Annotated in this window: 17 protein-coding genes; 1 reads left to right on the forward strand and 16 read right to left on the reverse strand. The window is 40.4% G+C overall.

Features of this window, described 5'->3' with window-relative positions; genetic code table 11:
* Window positions 1-336: 336 nt before the first annotated feature.
* From hypE to Q0376_RS05985, 15 genes are all read right to left on the reverse strand, one after another.
* Entirely contained in the window at window positions 337-1,347 is a 1,011-nt protein-coding gene (hypE, locus tag Q0376_RS05915; protein ID WP_298705187.1) for a hydrogenase expression/formation protein HypE, read from the reverse strand.
* Between the two features lie 29 nt (window positions 1,348-1,376).
* Window positions 1,377-2,495, reverse strand: coding sequence for a hydrogenase formation protein HypD (gene hypD / locus Q0376_RS05920; RefSeq protein ID WP_298705189.1), 1,119 nt, complete (start codon window positions 2,493-2,495; stop codon window positions 1,377-1,379).
* On the reverse strand, window positions 2,455-2,706 hold the full coding sequence (locus tag Q0376_RS05925; RefSeq protein ID WP_298705191.1) for a HypC/HybG/HupF family hydrogenase formation chaperone: 252 nt from the start codon (window positions 2,704-2,706) through the stop codon (window positions 2,455-2,457). Before Q0376_RS05925 ends, hypD begins: the two co-directional genes overlap by 41 nt.
* Window position 2,707: 1 nt before the next feature.
* Window positions 2,708-5,140, reverse strand: a complete 2,433-nt coding sequence (gene hypF, locus Q0376_RS05930) for a carbamoyltransferase HypF (protein ID WP_298705193.1) — start codon at window positions 5,138-5,140, stop codon at window positions 2,708-2,710.
* A gap of 45 nt (window positions 5,141-5,185) precedes the next feature.
* Window positions 5,186-6,625 carry a thioether cross-link-forming SCIFF peptide maturase gene (gene scfB, locus Q0376_RS05935; protein ID WP_298705195.1) on the reverse strand — a complete coding sequence of 480 codons (1,440 nt, stop codon included), beginning with the start codon at window positions 6,623-6,625 and terminating at the stop codon, window positions 5,186-5,188.
* A gap of 147 nt (window positions 6,626-6,772) precedes the next feature.
* Complete coding sequence (gene scfA / locus Q0376_RS05940) at window positions 6,773-6,916, reverse strand: six-cysteine ranthipeptide SCIFF (RefSeq protein WP_009353042.1); 144 nt, start codon at window positions 6,914-6,916, stop codon at window positions 6,773-6,775.
* 154 nt (window positions 6,917-7,070) lie between these two features.
* Window positions 7,071-8,066 carry a metal ABC transporter substrate-binding protein gene (locus Q0376_RS05945; protein WP_298705197.1) on the reverse strand — a complete coding sequence of 332 codons (996 nt, stop codon included), beginning with the start codon at window positions 8,064-8,066 and terminating at the stop codon, window positions 7,071-7,073.
* A gap of 212 nt (window positions 8,067-8,278) precedes the next feature.
* Window positions 8,279-8,929: an ECF transporter S component gene (locus Q0376_RS05950; RefSeq protein ID WP_298705199.1), complete on the reverse strand. Its 651-nt coding sequence runs from the start codon at window positions 8,927-8,929 to the stop codon at window positions 8,279-8,281.
* 162 nt (window positions 8,930-9,091) lie between these two features.
* Window positions 9,092-10,024 (reverse strand): hypothetical protein, encoded by a 933-nt coding sequence (locus Q0376_RS05955; RefSeq protein WP_298705201.1) that lies wholly within the window; start codon window positions 10,022-10,024, stop codon window positions 9,092-9,094.
* 67 nt (window positions 10,025-10,091) lie between these two features.
* Entirely contained in the window at window positions 10,092-10,493 is a 402-nt protein-coding gene (locus Q0376_RS05960; RefSeq protein ID WP_298705203.1) for a hypothetical protein, read from the reverse strand.
* 118 nt (window positions 10,494-10,611) lie between these two features.
* The gene (locus Q0376_RS05965; protein ID WP_298705205.1) at window positions 10,612-12,759 is read right to left on the reverse strand and encodes a heavy metal translocating P-type ATPase; all 2,148 of its coding nucleotides are present in this window, start codon (window positions 12,757-12,759) and stop codon (window positions 10,612-10,614) included.
* The gene (locus Q0376_RS05970; RefSeq protein WP_298705207.1) at window positions 12,759-13,037 is read right to left on the reverse strand and encodes a DUF6110 family protein; all 279 of its coding nucleotides are present in this window, start codon (window positions 13,035-13,037) and stop codon (window positions 12,759-12,761) included. Before Q0376_RS05970 ends, Q0376_RS05965 begins: the two co-directional genes overlap by 1 nt.
* 123 nt (window positions 13,038-13,160) lie before the next feature.
* Window positions 13,161-13,352, reverse strand: coding sequence for a FeoB-associated Cys-rich membrane protein (locus tag Q0376_RS05975; protein WP_298705209.1), 192 nt, complete (start codon window positions 13,350-13,352; stop codon window positions 13,161-13,163).
* Between the two features lie 385 nt (window positions 13,353-13,737).
* On the reverse strand, window positions 13,738-16,173 hold the full coding sequence (feoB, locus tag Q0376_RS05980; protein WP_298705211.1) for a ferrous iron transport protein B: 2,436 nt from the start codon (window positions 16,171-16,173) through the stop codon (window positions 13,738-13,740).
* 1 nt (window position 16,174) lies between these two features.
* A complete protein-coding gene (locus tag Q0376_RS05985) occupies window positions 16,175-16,414 on the reverse strand; it encodes a ferrous iron transport protein A (RefSeq protein WP_298705213.1) in 240 nt (79 codons plus the stop codon).
* A 586-nt stretch (window positions 16,415-17,000) separates the two neighbouring features.
* Here Q0376_RS05985 and Q0376_RS05990 point away from each other — a divergent pair.
* Window positions 17,001-18,263: a DEAD/DEAH box helicase gene (locus Q0376_RS05990; RefSeq protein WP_298705215.1), complete on the forward strand. Its 1,263-nt coding sequence runs from the start codon at window positions 17,001-17,003 to the stop codon at window positions 18,261-18,263.
* Window positions 18,264-18,432: 169 nt separating this feature from the next.
* Here Q0376_RS05990 and Q0376_RS05995 read toward each other — a convergent pair whose 3' ends face one another.
* Window positions 18,433-20,931, reverse strand: a complete 2,499-nt coding sequence (locus tag Q0376_RS05995) for a DNA topoisomerase 3 (protein ID WP_298705217.1) — start codon at window positions 20,929-20,931, stop codon at window positions 18,433-18,435.
* Window positions 20,932-21,045: the final 114 nt, after the last annotated feature.

The following is a 21,045-nucleotide window of genomic DNA, read 5'->3' on the forward strand; positions in this document are numbered from 1 at the left end:
ATCCCGCATTAGTGCCTTGACTCCATATATATAGGCCTCTCTGCCATTTATATTATATGTAATTCTCCTACAAGTCAGATAAGACCATTAAAAATCTAGATAAATCCGGTATTCATTAAACTGTAAGTCTCATCAATAATTCATTTATGACAACGAATAATTACACGATAAGTGTAATTACAAAATAAAAAAACAGTTGCGAATATGACTATCACAACTGCTTTTTATAAAATATCTATATTTTATTATTACTATTGACATAAAATACACTTATTTTTAAGTGTATTAAAAGCATTATATCACTTATATTATCTTAATCAAACCTAATTGATCATCTTAACATATCCTCGGCACCTGGTCTTCTCCCAGTTCATCTAGCAATCGTATGCCTCCCAAGGTGGTTTTCAATCCTACTTTGCCAGCATTGGCGCTTAACACCTCGCCTATGCACGCGGCTTCTTTACCATATGGTTGGTTGTGTAATATATGAAGCACCTCATCTACAGCGACTTCCTCAACTACAAAAACAGCCTTGCCTTCATTAGCTAAGTACAAAGGATCATAGCCTAGGATATTGCATACGGATTGTACTTCATCATGGATGGGTAGCCGCACTTCATCTACACGAATGCCTACTTCACTTTGGTTGGCAATTTCATGCAATGTAGTCGCTAAGCCCCCACGGGTTGGGTCACGCATGAGTGCCACTTTGGGTCCTACAGCCTCTAGTACAGCCATAACCATGTGATTAAGGGGGGCACAATCTGTTTTAATACTAGCCGGCAAAGTCAAATCATAGCGACTACCCATAACGGCAATAGCATGGTCACCAAGGGACCCAGAAAGAATGATTTTCATGCCAGGCTTAACCCGTACTGGGTCAATATCAATAGCATGTGGAATACAACCTACGCCAGATGTATTAATATAAATGCCGTCAACGGCGCCTTTTTCAACGACCTTAGTATCCCCCGTTACAATGGACACGCCCGCTTCTTCAGCCATCTGTGCCATTGTTGTTAACACAGTGTCTAAGGTAGCAAGCCCTAAGCCTTCCTCTAAAATGAGTCCACAGCTTAGATACAAGGGTTTCGCCCCATTCATGGCTAAGTCATTAACTGTGCCACATACGGCCAATTTACCAATATTGCCACCAGGAAAGAATTGCGGTGTTACTACATAGGAGTCTGTTGTAAATGCCATGCGACCTGCCGGCACTTCAAACTGAGCACCATCATGTAATTTAGCTAACACATCATTTTTAAAATGTGGCATAATATATTGCTTCATCAATTCATGACTGAAACGACCGCCATTACCATGGACTAAGCGAATTGACTCTTCCATACAAACTCCTTACTTTTTATATTACTCCATTACTCTTCCCACGTAAGACCGCCACTAGAACGGCCATATTTATACCACGCAGCGCAGCTTCCTTCAACGGATACCATGCAGGCTCCTACGGGATGGTCTGCTGTGCAAAGGGTACCAAAAAGACCACATTCATCTGGGCGAATTAAGCCTTGAAGAACGCGACCACATTGGCAACCTTTAGGGGCGCCACCACTTTCAATAGGTCCTAAGGGAATCATTTGTTCTACATCATACTTAGCATATTCACCTTTAAGACGAAGTCCCGAATTAGGGATGGTCCCGATGCCACGCCATGTATCATCAATGGGTTCATATAGTTCATGCATTAAGGCAACGGCCACAGGATTCCCTGTTTTAGCCACCACTGATTTATATTGATTGCCCACATAATACTGACCACTCTTACGCTGCTGCAAAATGTCTCGTATAGCGGCTAAAATCTCTAAACCATCAAAGCCAGCTATACAAGAAGGCATTTTACATTCGGCAGGAAGAAATTGATACGGCTCTTCCCCAATAATTACACTTACATGGCCAGGCAGGATAAAGCCGTCTAAGCGACTTTCCTCTTGATTAGCCAAGGCTCTAAGAGCTGGTGGCACTAATTTATGAGACACTAAGAAAAAGACATTCGTCACCCCTGACATAGCCACCGCTTTAACTGCTGCCGCTATGACCGCAATGGTTGTTTCAAAGCCAATGGCTAAGAACACTATCATTTTATCTGGATGGGCTTTGCCTAGTTCAATAATCTCAAGGGGACTATAGATAATATGAATCTGTGCCCCCTTGCTCTTCGCTTCCCACAAATTACTATGCGTGCCTGGCACTTTTAGCATGTCCCCAAAGGTGGCAATGATTACATTATCCATGGCCGCATAAGCCAAGGCTTTATCCATATATACTTGGTCAGTCACACACACAGGGCAGCCGGGGCCGCTCACAAGTTCAATGCCCTTAGGTAAGACTTGGCGAATCCCTTCTCTAAAAATAGCCACCGTATGAGTGCCACATACTTCCATGAGTCGAACTGTTTCCCCTTCCTTATGAAGGGCTTTTATATCCTCAAGCAGTTCTTTAGCGATCTGCGATTTTTCCTCTAAAGTAATCTTGTTCAAGTTCTTCCAGCTCCTTAAATGCCTCCATAGTGGCCTTCGCTTCTTCTTCATCTACGACTTGCACTGCACAACCGGCATGAACAAGTACAAAATCGCCTACCTTAGCTTCTGGTACTAGCATGAGATTCACATCCCGTGTTACCCCAGTAAGCTCTATAGTGCCAACAAATTCATTGACTGCCACTAATTGCGCTGGTACAGCTAAACACATTTTACTTGCCTCCTAACTTCTGGTGGCCTAGCCACAATTGTCCTAAAGCCAATCCACCATCATTGGTCGATACATGTTTAGGTCTTAATATATCATGTACTTCATTGAGAAGGATTAATCCTTTTACAAGGCGATGGTTCTGAAATACACCGCCGCTTAATACGACTTTCTTAATGCCATAAATACCACATAAATGATCCATCACTTCACTTATACCATATGTTAAGGTGCGATGGAATGATGCGGCTAATACCCGCTTAGACACCCCTTGGGCCAATTGTTCCACCAGACATGCAATGGCTGGTGAAAAATCTAGTTCATTGCCATTATAGGTAAACTCTAATAAATTACCGCGTTCGCCATAAGCTAATTGTTCAAGTCCCATGGCCACTTGACCATCAAAGGAATGACTATAACCTAAGCCCAATAATGATCCTACAGCATCAAAAAGACGTCCACCGCTACTTGCCTGTATCATGGAAACACCTTTTATTAAATGCGTTTCTAGTTCTGGTACATCAAAGCTTTCTCGTAAAGGTCCTTCTAATTTACCTTCTGGTTTAGCAGCTTCTTTCTTTTTATAATCTATTAAATGTTCATGTATGACTTGGTCTAAAATCTGCCATTGTGGTGGCAATCCTGCTAGCCAAGGATCTAATACGGAAGGAATGTGATCCCCATACAAATAGCGCAAATACCAAAGGGCTTGGCGCCAAGGCTCCCGTGCTGCGATTTCACCACCTGGCAAAGGTACTGATGTAATGTGGGCGAGTCGCTTCATGCCTACACCTTGGCAAAGCAAGAATTCACCGCCCCAAATCGTTCCGTCTGTACCATAGCCAGTACCATCAAAACAAATTCCTAGAACTGGTTCAGTTACATTATGTTCTGCCATTACTGCGGCAATATGAGCATGATGATGCTGCACGTCTACATAGGGAATCCCATGAGCTGCAGCATATTCCTTACCATACTGAGAGGAGTAATAATTAGGATGGTAATCACCTATGACAGCCTCTGGCACAACACCAAATAAATCAGTAAACCGGTCAATATTATGACGCAATGATTCATTCATGGCCGCATTAGCTAAATCACCAATATGAGGCCCCATTAACACATCAGTGCCCCTATTCATGGCAAAGGCATTTTTTAAATCACTGCCCATAGCAAGCAAAGAATGTGCCCCTTTATTAGGTAAGGCTACAGAAAATGAAGTAGGCACATAGCCTCTGCTGCGGCGAATAAAATGAGGTTCTTCTTCTATAATTTGAACTACTGAGTCATCTACGGAAGCCACAATATGGCGATTATGCACCAAAAAGGCATCTGCCACATCAGCTAATTCCTCAAAAGCACGGGCTTCTTCATAAATCACAGGGTCTCCACTGCGGTTCCCACTGGTCATAACCCAGATACTGTTTTTAGGAAGTAATACATAGTGAATCGGCGCATAAGGAAGCATAATACCAATATAATGATTTTGAGGTGTTACCCCATCCCAAGCGACCGGTCCCTCTTCACGGCGTGGCACTAGCACAATAGGGCGTGCCGGTGAGGTCAACTGCTCTATGGCCGTATCCGAAAGCTCACCAATTAACGCCGCTGTTTCTATAGAATCAACCATAACAGCTAACGGCTTTTTAGGTCTATTTTTACGAGTCCGAAGACGTGCCACAGCCTCGCCATTGGTGGCATCGCAAGCGAGATGATAGCCGCCAATCCCTTTAATAGCTATAATTTGCCCTGCCGCTATAAGCCGTTGCGTCTCGTCTATAACAACTTGGGCCGTTCTATCTATATCCTGCCCTAAAGCCTCTCTCAGTACCTCTGTTACGCTAGGTAATACTTCGTCATGCTTTGACACCAAGCGATACTGAGGGCCACATACAGAACAAGCATTAGGTTCTGCGTGATAGCGCCGATTGGCCTCATCATGATATTCCTTAGCGCACTCAGGACACATGGGGAATTCCTTCATGGAAGTAAATTTTCTATCATAAGGAACTTGTTCCACTATGGTATAGCGAGGACCACAATGGGTACAATTAATAAAACTATAATGATACCTACGATTGTCTGAGTTTATCAGTTCTTTTACGCAAGCCTCGCAAGGTGCTGTATCAGGACCAATAAAGGTGGCCGGTACAGTCCCGTCTGGAGACGGGGCAATCACAAAGTCCATTTCCTCCTCTATAAGGGGGCGAGATGAAACTGATGCAGAATCAATACGACATATAGGGGCTTTACAAGATTCTAACAATGGAATAAATTGACTTAGATTATCTGGTGTACCCTGTATTTCTACATATACGCCTTGGCTGTCATTATATACATATCCAGTCAAATTAAGCTCACGAGCTATAATAGCAACAAGGGGGCGAAAACCTACCCCCTGTACAATGCCCGTAAATCGAATACCTTGTCTCTCCATACATAATCCTTTCTGATGAAATATGGTGAAGTACAAACGAATTCCTTACATCCAATTATGTTGTTTTCGCTCTTGGAAGGCTGGATCGTCTTTTGGAACTACGCCTTGTTCACGAAGTTCATCAAGTTCAGCCTGAATCATAATGGCACATTCAATGCGTTTTTTCTGTAATTCACAGCCTAGTGCATAAGGCTCGTGAATGGTACCGCTAAATGTTTCATTATTGGCATGGCAACCACCGGAGCAGAAGAACTTAGCCCAGCAAGCAGCACAAGTTGGTTTAGTAAATACATGGGTATTTCTAAATTCACGAGGAATATCAAAGTTTTTAAGCCCTTCATACACATTGCCTAATACATAGCCATCGCGACCAACAAATTGGTGACATGGATAAATATCACCATTTGGAACCACTGCCATATATTCATGACCAGCACCGCAGCCACGCAAACGTTTAGCCATACATGGGCCACGATATAAATCCATGCGGAAATGGAAGAAGTTAAACTTCTCACCCCAACCAGCTTTTTGACGCTCTAAGTACAAATCAGCTAATTTTTCGTATTCTTTCATAAGCGCTGGTAAGTCTTCTTCGCGAAGAACATAGTCCCCTTCTTCACCGACTACCGGCTCCATAGATAGATGTTCAAAGCCAAGGTCAGACATGGCAATGACATCTTTTGTAAAATCTAAATTGTTGTGCGTATAGGTGCCACGAGCATAATACTCAAGACCATTACGTTGTTTTACAGCATTAACTAAATTCTTAGCCACTGTTTTATACGTATCAGTGCCACCTGCACTAGGACGCATATGATTGTGAACTTCTTCACGACCATCAATGGAAAGAACCATGCTCAATTTATGTTCATTTAAATAATCAATTTTTTCTTGCGTTAAGAGCATACCATTTGTAGTCATGGTCATTTTGAAAATCTTGCCATGCTTTGCACCCTGCTCTTCAGCATACTCAATAGTTTGTTTTACTACGTCCCAGTTCATAAGTGGTTCGCCGCCAAAGAAGTCGATTTCTAAATGCTTACGTGGACCACTCATAGAAATAAGAAAGTCTACAGCGCGCTTTGCCACATCAAAGCTCATCATTTCTCGTTTGACTCCGCCGTAATCACCTTGGCTAGCAAAACAATATTTACAAGCTAAATTGCAGTCATGAGCAATATTTAAACAAAGAGCTTTTACGATAGGCTCTTCCGATGCTACCAATTTAAAATCTTCTGACATTGGTGCGTAGAGCATTTCGTCTTTAATTAACTGATCTAATTCATCCAGTAATTCGTCAATCTCTGCTGGTGACTCCACCCCATCAAATGCTGTATGTACAGCTTCACGATTGGTGCCATCATAAATATCTAATACTTTATCTGTAAATTCATCAATTACATGAATAATTCCGCTATTAACATCTAAGCAAAAATACTTATCTTTTAACTTAAACTTATGAATCATTGGTTTTAATTCTAACATGGTACCTCCATATCTTTACTAGTTCTTACTATCCTATATTATACAACATTTATCACATTTTATCCTAAAAAAAAGATTATATTATATATGTAAGAAAGGTATATTAAAAAGCCCGATGCCAATGCATCGGGCTTCATTACTAAACTTTTATTTCTGTTTGCAAACTTGGTTACCAACAGTGCAGCTTGTTTTGCAAGCGGATTGGCAGGAAGTTTGGCATTCGCCACAACCACCAGTTTTTGCAGTTTTTTGTAAAGATTCAGTATTAATTGTACGAATTCGTTTGGACATGTAAGTCGACCTCCTTTACCTTGCTTCTCGTGTGAATATTTTACCATAAGTTATACAATTTCGGCAAGTATTAGGACCAAGAAAAGCCTTATAGCAAGCCTATTGATAAGCATTTTCACATTTATAAATTTCGATATTTTTCGAAATTTTATAACTACTGCGCTAACGCTTTTTTCAAAGTCTCTAGATTGGTCTCCATTATAGTTAAGTATGTATCCCCTGCTTTCATTTGTTCCTCAGTGAGGCCTTCTACAGGATTTAAGGTATAAATAGTAACACCCGTTTCCTTTGCCATGGCATTGGCTAATTTAGGATTGACTAACGCTTCACTAAAAATGGCCTTTACTTCATGTGTTTTAATAAAATTTACTAAACTTGCCATTTTTTCAGGCGTAGGCTCTGCATCAGGAGACAAGCCCATAATACCTTCTTGTTTAAATCCATATTGATCCGCTAAATAGCCAAAAGCCTCATGGGTAACTACCAAGTTATTATTACTTATTGTTTGGGCAAATTCTTTATACTTAGTATCTAATGCTTGGAGCTTTTCTTTGTAGGCCTTACCATTGGCTTCATAATAGGCCTTATTTGCTGGATCTACTTCACTCAAAGTAGCCACCACAAGGTCTACTTCTTTCATTACATTTTCTGGATTTAACCATATATGGGGATCCACGGAACCGGGCTCATGAGTATGTCCATCGTGATGATGGGCTTTTTCTTCACCTTCATGGTGATGGGCATCTTCTTCACCCTCATGATGATGGGCGTCTTCTTCACCAACATAGCGAAGGTCTACAACCTTGGCTAATTCCACGGGCTTAGCTTTTTGCAAAATATCAGGAGTCAATAATTTTTCCGTAGGCTCTAGGCCGGCACCATTATAAAAGAATACTTTAGCCTTACCAATGCTCTTTAAATCACTCACTGTAGGTTCCCAATCATGAGGTTCTGCACCGGGAGGCACAAGCAATTGTACGTCCACCTTATCACCACCCACAACTTTCGCCACATCGTAAGCAGGATATACGGTAGCCACTACTTGTAATTTTTCACTATCCCCACGAGAACCCGCACTGCCACAACCGACCAGACCTACGGTGGCCAATGCCACTAAGCCTAGTACTAGACCTTTTTTTAAATTAAACATAATCTCATCCTTTCTCTTATATTACATAAAAGTATATTCATATGTCCATATATACATTTCATACAGTAAAAAGCCCCGACATTTTGTCGGGGCCTCACTTGATGCTAACTTAATCTTATATTGATACTAATTTAATGTTAACTTGATGTTAACTTAATGCTAACTTGATGCTAACTTAATGCTAACGCTAAATAAGTACATATCATGCTCTATTATTTTTTAAGTTTAGCCCGTAATGCTACAACGATTGGTGTACCTACGAGAACGGCCCCAAGGGCTTCAATAGGACCATGGAAAATGGCCACACCGAGGACAATATTCAATACATTTTCCACTGGAATATTGCTAGCCTGAGCATAGGGCTCAGCGTAAATTATATAAATTAGGCCCATAACCATAATGGTATGCATCATAGTGCCTAAAAATAAACCAAGTACAATACGAATCACTTCGCTCTTAAGCGGTAATAAGCGATACACATAATAGCAAATCGGCCCAATTAACATACGTGGTAACACCGACACAATAGGGTTTAAAAATGCAAAAGACATAACATTTGGCGCCATAATGTTTTGCACAATGCTATAGCCACCAAAGATAGTCCCTACAATCATACCTACTCGTGGACCTTCTACTAAGGCGCCGATTAAAGTAGGAATATGCAAAATCGTAAAGTTAATAGGCGGGATACGAATAAATCCAAAGCCGGTTATGCCCAATATAACCGTAATAGCAGCTAACAAGCCAACAACTGTTAGTTGCCTCACATTAAAACGCTTGCGCGCATATGGCGATGCCGTAGGCTTACTACTGTTCGCGCGTTCTGCGTTTTTTATATCTATATTGTTTTCTTTATCTGCCATGTGTACTTCCTCCGTTCTTATTCCCTGCGGATATAAGTCGAACAAAAAAATAGATGGTCTATCTTGCTATCATCGTTCTGTTCACTCGATACAGACTGTCATAGGCTAATAAACCATCTATTATATTAAATTATTACTATCTTGCTGTCAAGATTTCTCTAATTATTTATTTTTTGCTCCTGATTGTTTCTTTTGTGCCTTTTTCTCTGCTTTGCGCTTTGCTTTAGCTTCCGCTGCTTCACGAATATCATCAGACTCAGGTGCATTAGTCTTCATTACCTCTTCTACCTTATTGCGCACTAAATCTTCTTGAGATTTAAAACGACTTTGCAAGGCTGTTAATGCTTTTTCAGCGCCCATACCTACACCATTGGCCACGCCGATAATAATAAGTTGAATCAACGCCGGCGTTACATAGACTAGAGGATTGCCTCTAAAGGCAGGGAAAATATAATCTGCCGAGTTTTTAACGAACTCTGGCAACCACCCACCAGCAAAGATATGACCATTAATAGCCAACCACGCAAAGGCTGTAATTAAAATACGAAGTAAGCGGAAGGCTTTACGTACCTCGTGGCGAGGGAATAAGTAAAAGGCAATGGAGCCCATTGTCCACACCACTAACAAAAGAATGAATAAGTTGAGCGTATCTAATATCATAGCCTGTGTTTCTACAGATACACTGAGACCGCCCAAGTTCATAAATAAAATATCGCCAATTAATAACAAAGGAATTGGCAAGGCATATACAGCAATGTCTAAAGTTTCATCAAGCCAAGTATTAATTCGTGGACGATTAAAGAAGGCCGTTAAAATAGCCGCCGTAAGTCCCATGCCAATATAGCCAGCCAAGAAAATGCCCCCCCAGATTAAGAGCAATTCACTCATTGTTTGGCCTGCCATTTTAATAGGCGCTACCCGTTCGCCCATATAAAAGAAAATAAACCAACCAAACCAGCTATAAAAATAGAGGCCGCCACGCCATGGATAGGTAACATACGGTTTTAATCGCTCTTGACGGCGAAGCCAAAATGGCATAAATAAAGCTAAACCTACATACAATGGAATACCGGTTAACATACCACCCACTGCCATAGCAATGATAGAAATAGGAACTACTATGAGCGCTCCCAGCAGAGTTATACGTAATAGATTTTTCAATTCAGTTCCCCTTTCTAAGGATACGTGTTAAACAATAGCTAAAGGATAAAGATAATACCACTTGTATATACATAACTAAAATAAAGGCCACATCACGACCAATGGTCGGCAAATTCCATAAAAAGGAAAAATCACCTACAAAAAATGATTTATATGTAAAAATCTGCACAGCCAACCAAGCCACAACATATAACACACGACCAATGCGCTTTTGCTCAGGCCCAAACCCACTTTTCGAAGACGATAAATAGCAAAGTGGGATGAATACCGATAAAAACAAATAGCTAACGAGCGCAACCATAGCACTAGAGCCATTATGTATTGTATAGGCTCCTAAGGGAACTAATAAAATAAAAAAGCTCATATATAAAGTACGCCCCATAATATCGGCAAGGACTTTCATAATCTAACCTCCTAGTAAATCAACTCAATAGTTTTATTCTACTATAGGTACGGCTAAAACTCAATAAAAAAGACCTCTTAAAGTCAGTGTTACCAACTTAAGAGGTCTTGTATTAGTATTAAGCTACTGTAGTAGCTTCTACAGTAATAGCATCATCATTACCAACTAGCGACGTATTCTTCGCCTTAGGTAATAAAGGCGTCATACTGCGAAGGCCAATGACCAATGTAAATATATTATGCATCCAAGCTGTTGTACTAGGCGTTAAAATTTGGAATAAACCAAGCCCAACTAGGCCACCATTTACACCAACAATGGAATTATAATTAAACTGAATGCGGTCCATAAGCTTCATAGCAATGCGACGTAAATCAACGATGCTTGTTAAATCATCCGAAGACACCGTTATATTGGCAATTTTTTGTGCAATAGGAGCCCCTTCATTCATAGCGACGCCTACATGTGCTTCAGATAAAGCTGGGGAGTCATTAATACCATCCCCTACCATCATCACCGTATAGCCTTCACTCTTAGCTTGCTTTACATAAGCCGCTTTGTCGCCAGGCAATACTTCAGCATGCACTTCATCTATGCCAATTTCACGAGCAACCCGTTCTGCATTGCGTTTACTGTCTCCCGTCATCATGACAATTTTCTTAACACCTAACTCATGTAATTCCTCAACTACTTGAGCCGCTTCTTCGCGCACTGGATCTTTAATGCAAAGCACTGCTGCCAAGCGACCACTAATAGCTAAGTATAAATGAGATGATGAATCTGGTAAATTATTAAACGTATCCATTTCATCTGGTGGTATTACTGTTTTTTCATCGTCAAAAATAAAATGCGCACTGCCGATACGGCATTTACGATTGCCCACTTTAGAGGCAATGCCATGAGCTACGATATATTCTAATTTAGAAGAATGTTTTTCCTTATGAGGTAAATTGTGCTGTTCCGCTGCATTCACAACAGCTTTCGCCATGGAATGAGGGAAATGCTCTTCTAAACAAGCGGCGAGCATTAACATGTCATCAGGATCATGACCTTCAAAAGTAATAATCTGTTCAAACACAGGCTCTGCCTTAGTTAAAGTACCGGTTTTATCAAATACGATAACATCCGCTGCAGCAATCTGTTCCAAGAATTTGCCGCCCTTAACTGTAATGCCTCGTTTAGACGCTTCTTCCATAGCCGATAATACAGCTAATGGAATACTCAATTTTAAAGCACAAGAGAAATCAACCATCAAGAAAGACAAGGCTTTCATAGTGTTACGGGTTAACAAATATGTTAAGGCTGTACCAGCAAAAGTGATAGGCACTAATTTGTCTGCCATATGGAAGGCTTTTTGTTCCATACCTGATTTCATTTGCTCTGATTCTTCAATGAGACTTACAATTTGTTCATATCGAGAGGATTTAGAATTACCACGCACTTCGATGATACAGGATCCTTCATCTACAACAGTACCGGCATATACAGCGGTACCTTCATCGCGACGAACAGGTTCCGGTTCACCTGTCATGGAGCTTTCATTTACAAGGACGACACCCTCTACTACAATGCCGTCTAAAGGAACGACTTCGCCTTGACGTAAAACGACTTGGTCTCCTTCTTTTACCTCAGCCACTGGACGACTTACTTCTACACCATCCACTTTAACCCATACTTTGTCAACATTTAATGACATGCTTTCTGCTAGGTTAAGAACCGATTTGCGAAGAGTCCACTCTTCAAGAGTTTCACCAATGCCTAATAAGTACATAATAGCACCAGCTGTTGAGAAATCACCGCGAAGCATGGATACGGTAATCGCCACGCCATCTAGGACTTCTACAGTCAACTTGCGATGCCATAACATAGTAACTGCTTGTTTTACAAATTTTACTGCACTTACCCAATTCCATGCTATCCTAACAGGCATTGGCAAGAAAACGCGTTTACCAATGTATAATAAGGTTTGACCAATCATGGATTCACGATACTTGCGATTTACAAGTCGTGGGGAATATTCCGTCAATGCAGGGGCTGCCGTTAAGTCAAGGGAACGAAGTGCTAATAAGGCATCGCGCACGGCAAGTTCATCGCCATTATGAGTGATGATTAAGTCGCGCGAGCGAGTGAAAAATTTCACCTTAGTAATCGCCGCGCATTTCATGAGCTCTTCTTCAACATATGCAGCCTGTGCATCGTCAAATAACCATCCTGATACTTTTACGTGAAGTCGTTTCGATAATCTTTGACTAACCGAAAACTTCAACATTATTTTTCTTCACTTTCTTCCACTTCTAATAATGCGTCTTCTTGACGGCGTTTTTCATTAATTTCTTGTGCATCAGCTAAAATGCTATCGCTAGAAGCTTGTACTTTTTCAGCTGTTTGCATAATGCTGTCTTTAGCGCGAATACCAGCAGCTACTACATTAGCATATACTTTCTTAGCATCTTTGCTTGTTAATACTTTTAAACCTACAGTACCAAGAGCTAAACCAGCAGCGAATAAGTTTGCATTTTTTACTTTTGTTTTGTCTACGTTAAACATACTAAATCAACCTTTCTTTTGGGAATTAAATGTAATAAAACTGTAAAACACCTTAATTTATAAAAATAGCCAAGGATCAAAGAACAATGAACCTTGGCTACTTACACCATATCTCAAAACGATTTACGCTTTTTTATCTGGCATAGCACCACTGCAGCAACCACAGCCCACGCTAGCAGTATTAACCGTATTTTTACCGCCTTTACCACCACAGCCACAACTACAACCACCTTTACCAGTCATAGTTTTATACGCTTTTTTTACAACAAATAGTACTGCAATTAATCCAATGAGATATACTATTAGGTTCTCCATTATCATACACCATCCTTCTAGTTTTATCAATAGCATTCTCTATGCAAATATCACCAAACAACGCTCCACTACTGAATTCTCAATGAATTATCATAAATCTATTATCATTTAGAATTTGTATTTTACATTGTGGATTCTCAATATCCATAAAGAGTTCTACATTACTCAATTTATCGATAATCCCATAATACGGGCATTATACTTTGTAATAAATGAGTAAAATATTAGTAAAGCTCCAAAAGGGTATTTGATATACATTCTTACCCTATATTACTAAAAATTTTTTTAAATTTATGCAAGAAAGACCTATGCATCACGCATAGGCCTTTACTCTACCTAATTAAATAGGAACTCATAATTGCTCTTACGAGCAGGCCCTATTCAATTATTGAAATCCTAATAAATGACCTACATGATATACCAAGAAGGCCGCACCCCACGCAAGAGCACAGGAGTAAAGAATGAAGAAGCTAAGCCATGCCCAGCCGCCTGCCTCACGTTTAAATACTGCCATTGCCGCAAAACATGGAGGGTAAATAAGTACGAACATCATTAAACCTACCGCTACTAATGGCGTGAAGGATTCATCTTGACGTAAGTATTCTTGTAATGGTTGTTCATTGTCTTCGTCAGCTGTTACAGCATAAATTGTACCTAATGTACTTACCATAACTTCTTTAGCAGCTAATGCTGTGATTAAAGATACACTCATCTTCCAGTCAAAGCCAAGTGGACGCATAATTGGTTCAATAGTACGACCAATCATAGCAGCATAAGAACCTTGGATTTTTTCAGATGCTTCTTGTTCATCAATTTGACCTAACTCTTCATCTCTTAGAAGATCATTTTGGTAAACAGACCAAGCTACTGGGAAGAGATTTGCATTGCCCGCTTCTAATTGTTTGAAGTAGTCTGGTACTTCTAATGCATCAGCACCAGTAGCCTGAGCGGCATCTTCATTAGCATTGGCTTCATTAGTTGTAGCCTCTGCTGTCGTTGCTTCAGCAGCTTCTTCAGGTGCTTCCTCTTCAGCTGCGTCTTGTTCTTCTTGAATCGCTGCCATTTGATCAACTAAATCCATTACTGGTTGTTTTTGTTCATCACTAGTCAAACCAGCTTGTGCTAAAATGGCATCAGCTTTTGCATCATAGCTTTCTGTCACGGTAGCACGAGCCGCATCAAAATCTTGAGAATATTGTACATCTTGTGGATAGGATGCAAGGAACCAAATAATAACAGACGCTGCTAAAATGAATGTACCTGCTTTCTTTAAGTACAATACAGCGCGCTCCCACATATGAAGAAGTACACTCTTTAAAGTTGGCATATGATATGGTGGTAATTCCATAACAAATGGTTCGGATTCACCAGGGAATAAGAATTTGCGGAATACTTTAGCCATGATTACAGCTAACACAATACCGGCCAAGTAAATGGCAAATAAAGCGGTACCACGCTGCCCTACTGGGAAGAAGGCACCGATAAACAAGGTGTATACCGGCAAACGAGCACTACATGTCATAAATTGGGATACCAATATAGTAATCATGCGGTCGCGACGATTATCTAAGATACGAGCCCCCATGATGGCTGGAATACTACAACCATAACCAATCAATAAAGGAATGAAAGATTTACCATGCAAACCACAAGCGCGCATCACACGGTCCATGACGAACGCTGCACGAGCCATATAACCAGTGTCTTCTAAGAAGGCAATGCCTAAGAATAAGAGCACAATAAGAGGTACGAAACTCATTACGGCGCCCACACCGGCAATAATACCATCCACAACTAAGGATTGTAATTGACCTTCCGGGATTACTGTTGCAGCCCATTCGCCTAAGGCTGTAAAGCCATCTTCAATCCAACCTTGTGGATAGGCCCCTAATTCGTTTACGAAGTTGAATAGGAGCCACATAATACCCAAGAAAATAGGAAGGCCGAAAACGCGATGAGTTAAAATCTTATCAATGCGATCTGATTTAGTTTCAAGTTCTTTAGGTTCTCCTTGCAAGCTAGCATTAAAAGTCGCTACAGCAAAACGATGGCGGTATTCTTGGAAAATAATATCTAAATCTACTTTGCCTTCTAGTTCGCTGCGAAGTTTTTCTGCTTCCGCAAGAACAGTCTGTGTATTTTCAAATGCTTTTACTTTGTTAACTACATCAGGGTCATTTTCTAATAATTTAATAGCTACCCAGCGCAATGGATATGTAATGGTGCCAGCGTCCTCGATTTTTTGAACTAAATCAGCGATGGCCGGCTCAAGAATTTCACCATAATCAACTGTTGCTAGTTGAATCTCTTCTTTTTTTGTTACATCCACTACGGCTTGAAGTAATTCACTAGTACCTACATTGTTACGACCTACTGTTTTAACAATGCTTGCACCAGTTAATTCGCTGAGCTTTTTCACGTCAATATTAACGCCCATTTCTTCTGCAATATCAGACATGTTAAGGGCCAATACGAGAGGTCGCTCAAGTTCAAGCAATTGAGCTGCTAAGTATAAATTACGCTCTAAATTAGAAGCATCTAATACATTAACAATTACATCAGGTTCATCATTGATAATCGTATTACGTGCTACTAATTCATCTAATGAACGAGCTGTTAAGCTATATGTACCTGGTAAGTCAATGAATAGTAAATCACTACCATTAAACTTACATTCCCCTTCTTTTTTTTCTACCGTAGCACCTGGATAGTTACCAACATGTTGTTTTGATCCGGTAATATTATTAAAAATTGTTGTTTTACCACAGTTCGGATTCCCTGCTAAGGCAATACGAATGGTAGTGGCAGTTTGGTCACTCATTCTAAGCCTCCTGACTTGTATCTACGTCTATTGTTGCTGCTTCACTTACACGTAAAGCTAAGTCAAAGTTTTTCACTTTAATTTCCACAGGGTCTCCTAGTGGAGCAAATTTCATTACACGCACCGCTGTGCCCGGTACTAATCCCATATCGATTAAGCGGTGTTTAATATTCCCAGTTCCTCGTAGGTTGGTAATAACACCAGCTTCGCCTGGCTTAAGTTGCGCCAATTGTTTTATCATCCCTACACCTCCTTGTTGGCAAAACGCAATACGGTTCATCCCTAAACTTATAGGTATTACATTTTCACTATGCCAATAATGATAAATAATTACATTTTGATTATAGCACAAAGGGCCATAAATTCAATAACCACTTTCATTTTCGCCATTTTGAGGCTATATCGAATTCTATAAATTTTCATTCTCAATCTCTTATACCGCAACAGTTTAATATGTGAAAAGGGTTCAGGTTATTTTCATTTTCATTTGAGATTTCTTATCTATTGAGAATGGAGTAATGAAAATTACAAGATTTATCAAAATAGACTATAACAAATAGTCATTTTCAATACATTTTCAATATACAAATTTCACAAAACATATATCACTTTTAGTAAATCATGGCCATATACATGAAATTTTCTGCCTATAAATCATAATTTTTATAGTATACAGTTTTAAACTATATACCTTTAACTGCCTATCTTGTTTCTATATATGTTATAATGATAGAGATAATATTGATACATATAAATATAGTGAAATATAGCAAATTCGGTAATATGAGCAACACTACTGCATTGCTACCTATAGAAAGGACAATACTATGAAATCATTTAAAACATTAGGCGTCACAGAGAGCCTTATTGACTTATTAGCCAAGCAAGGCATCAAAGAACCTACGCCGATTCAAGAAGAAGCGATTCCACCTGCCTTTAAAGGGGTGGATTTAATTGCCAAAGCTCAAACAGGTACTGGTAAGACCTTAGCCTTCTTACTACCAATTCTCCAACGTATACATACGGATGTATTCCAAGAACAAGCTTTAATCATCGCCCCTACGAGAGAGCTAGTAAAACAAATCTCTGACACCGCTAAAGGTTTAGGCGATGCATTAGGCGTTGATATTTTACCACTCATTGGTGGTCGCACCATTGAAGGCCAATTACAGCAATTAGGACGCCGTCCTCATGTCATCCTAGGTACACCAGGTCGTCTTCTCGACCATGTAAGCCGTGGCTCGTTGCAATTAGAAAATGTACGCCGCGTGGTGCTAGACGAAGCGGATCAAATGCTACACATGGGATTCCTTCCCGATGTAGAATCCCTCATTGAACATACCAATCCAAATCGCCAACTACTCCTCTTCTCGGCTACCATTCCAGACCGTATTCGTGCGTTAGCAAAAACCTATATGAATAAACCCATGTCTGTAACAATCAAAGGAGCCAATGTAACCTTAGACTCCATTGAGCAACGCGTACTCATGGTATCACCAGAGGAAAAACTTAAGCGCTTAATCACTCAATTACAAGAAGACAATCCGTACTTAGCCATTGTTTTCTGTAATAAAAAAGAAGGGGCTATTCGCCTCTCCTATGAATTAACTGCCGCTGGTTTTAATATTGGTGAACTCCATGGCGATTTAAGCCAAGGACGGCGCACACAAATTTTAAAAGACTTTGCTCGCGCTCGTACACAAATCCTAGTAGCTACAGATATTGCCGCCCGTGGCATTGATATTGAAGGCATTAGTCATGTATACAACTATGATGTGCCTCATGATGTGGACTACTATATTCATCGCATTGGCCGCACTGGCCGCGCTGGTACCTCTGGTATCGCCATTACATTTGCAACGCCAGCTGATGAAAGTTGGTTGCGTCGTATTGAACGTGCCATTGAAGCCACCTTGACCAAATATACAGCCGATGGTCAGGTAAAAACAAAAGGTAAAGCCAAAGCACCTAAGAAGGAAACGGTTTCTAAAAAACCAAAAATCACGTCTAACTACCAAGCAACTAAGGCTAAACGCCACAAGGCAACAGGTCATAAAGGCGCTAACACACGTCAACGTCGCTCTAGATAACCGTATTACATAAATAATCTACATAAAAATAAAGCAGTCTCCTCAACAAGCTTAGCTGGCTTTCTTGAAGAAGGGACTGCTTTTTTTATATTTAAAGGACCGCTCTTTTTATATTTTATTTTTTTATATTTTATTTTTTTATATTTTATTTTTTTATAGTAACTTAATTTTACTTAGACCCATGGTAAATGCTTGGTTGCCCCTCTACATCAGCAACACTGGTTCTACAATTTGGAAAATTACTACAACGCCAAGTAGATCTACCTTGTTCATTCGTATTAACAAGTTGTCCTGTTTTACATCTTGGACAGGTGTAATTAGGCTGATCTGTTTGCTTTTGTGTTTGCGCCGCATCAGCAATGGCCTTTGCTACACGATCTTCTTGAGCACTCGTGTATTCCTCAGGATTAAATGTACTGCCTAAATTGCGTCCTCTTCCCCCATCAACAGGTTTTGTAAAACGGCAATTAGGATAATTAGTACAGCCATAGAAGGCCCCGAATTTACCATTACGCTTTTGCAAAATTCCTTTGCCACATTTTGGACAGGGCTCTGCTGGACCGGTCTGTTCATCCGAAACTCCACCAAAACGAGCCGCATTGGCCTCCATGCCATGCTGACTACTCTGCTGATTCTCACGCTTTACAACGCGCACTGTATTGGCAATATTAAAACCATCTGTATCAAGGCCTTCCGCTTGTCCCCAAAGGCCAGTAGCATTAGCTTTTTGAATTAAACGGCGCAAAAAGTCGACTTGGTCCTTTAAAAAGGAATCTAAGGTACCTTCCCCTTCACTCATGGCAGCCAATCGCTCTTCCCAAACGGCCGTTTCATCAGGATATAGCATCTCCTCTGGCAAGGCATCAACGAGTAAATAGCCTAAATCTGTAGGTTGAATAACTTTTTTCTTGCCTTTTACAGACATAAATTTGCGATTAATTAACTCATCAATAATGGTTGCTCTGGTGGCTTCTGTACCGATACCTGATACAGCTTTCAATTGCTTTTTAAGGTCTTCATTTTTTACATATTTATGAATTTCCTTCATGGCCTGTAATAAGGTTGCTGCTGTAAAACGACTTGGCGGCTTAGTTTGCTTCGCATCAATGGCAATATTTTCAACTGTAACTGTATCGCCTTTTTTTACTGCAGGTAATTCGCCACTCTCTTCGATAGGTTGTTGCTTTCGACTTCTCTTAGTGCTCCCCTCGTTAGTCTCGCCGAGAGTGCCGCCTTCATGTGTATCATCACCGAGAACCATTTCATCTGCATCAGTAGAATCACCTGCTTCATCAGCACCTGAAGAAGTACTCTTCTTGGACTTTTGGAACAATTCCTTCCATCCCAATACAGTGACTACACGGCCATGAGCAACAAAATGTTCCTCATTTTGCAATACGGTCAATTTCGTTTGCTCATATTCATGTTCAGGATAAAATTGAGCAATATAGGACTGTGCTATAAGAAAGTAAATATTGCGTTCCATTGGCGGTAAGGTATCCACCTTGCAAGGCACAGTCGTGGGTATAATGGCATGGTGAGCCGTAATTTTCTTATCATTCCATGCCCGCGACTTTATAGTTAAGTCCGCCTTACTAGCCCAAGTTCCCAATTTACCGGCATTATGACTTAAATTACCTATGATTGTCTTTTTATCAGCATATTGGTTCTGTGGCAAATAATCACAATCTGAACGAGGATAGGTAGTCAATTTTTTCTCATAGAGCTTTTGTGCCGTATCAAGTACTTGTTGCGGATCATAGCCATAGGCCTTGCCTGCTGCTACTTGGAGCGCCGATAAAGATAAAGGTAAACGCTGGGCTTCCTTTTTCTTATTCTTTTCCCGCTTTTCAATAATACCCTCGTGACTATCCATCAAGCGATTAGCAAGCTCTTGGGCTATCTCTCGTTTTAAAAGACGACCTTCCGGATCTAACCCAACCTGCTCGTCCTTTGGCTGCCAGGTAGCCCAAAACTGCCCCTTTTCATGACCATATAAAACCTTTAAGGTGTAATAGTCAAGGGGTACGAAATTCTCTAGTTCACGCTCTCTTCGCACTACTAAGGCCAAAGTAGGCGTTTTAACGCGCCCAATAGGAAAGGTTACTTTATGCCCCATGCGGCGCTGTGCCAATGTATAAGCACGAGATAGATTCATGCCAATGAGCCAATCAGCGCGAGCTCTGGCTAAAGCCGATTGTTGTAAATTATAAAAATCTTTATTATCACGCAAATCATCTAAGGCGGCTCGAATTGATTTCTCGTCTAGTGCATTTAACAAAATACGCTGTACGGGCTTATTATTATTCACATAGAGTAAAATTTCATCAATTAAAAGCTGCCCTTCTCGGTCCGGGTCACCTGCATTGACAATGACATCGGCCTTTTCAATGAGGTCTTTGATGGTATGAAATTGCTTTTCACTGCTTTTAGTAATGAGCAACTTCCACTCATCCGGCACAATTGGTAAATCAGCGGCATTCCATCGCTTATAGCGCGGATTATAATCACCTGGTTCCGCCTGTTCTAGTACATGACCAAAGGCCCAAGTTACTACATCATCACCTTGTATGATATAGCCATCACGGCGCTGTACACGCTGTTGCTCTGGCAAATATTTACTTATTTCTCGCCCCATACTTGGTTTTTCTGCAATAAATAATCTCATAGGACCTCCTTTGTATCCTATTTATTATACAATAAAGTGCTCTGAAACGTAACAAAAAAGTACGCTGAAACGCATCAAAAGATTTATAAACTCCCTGTTCTTTGTAATGACAAA

It is taken from the genome of uncultured Veillonella sp. (assembly GCF_937981445.1).
Taxonomy (GTDB): domain Bacteria; phylum Bacillota; class Negativicutes; order Veillonellales; family Veillonellaceae; genus Veillonella_A.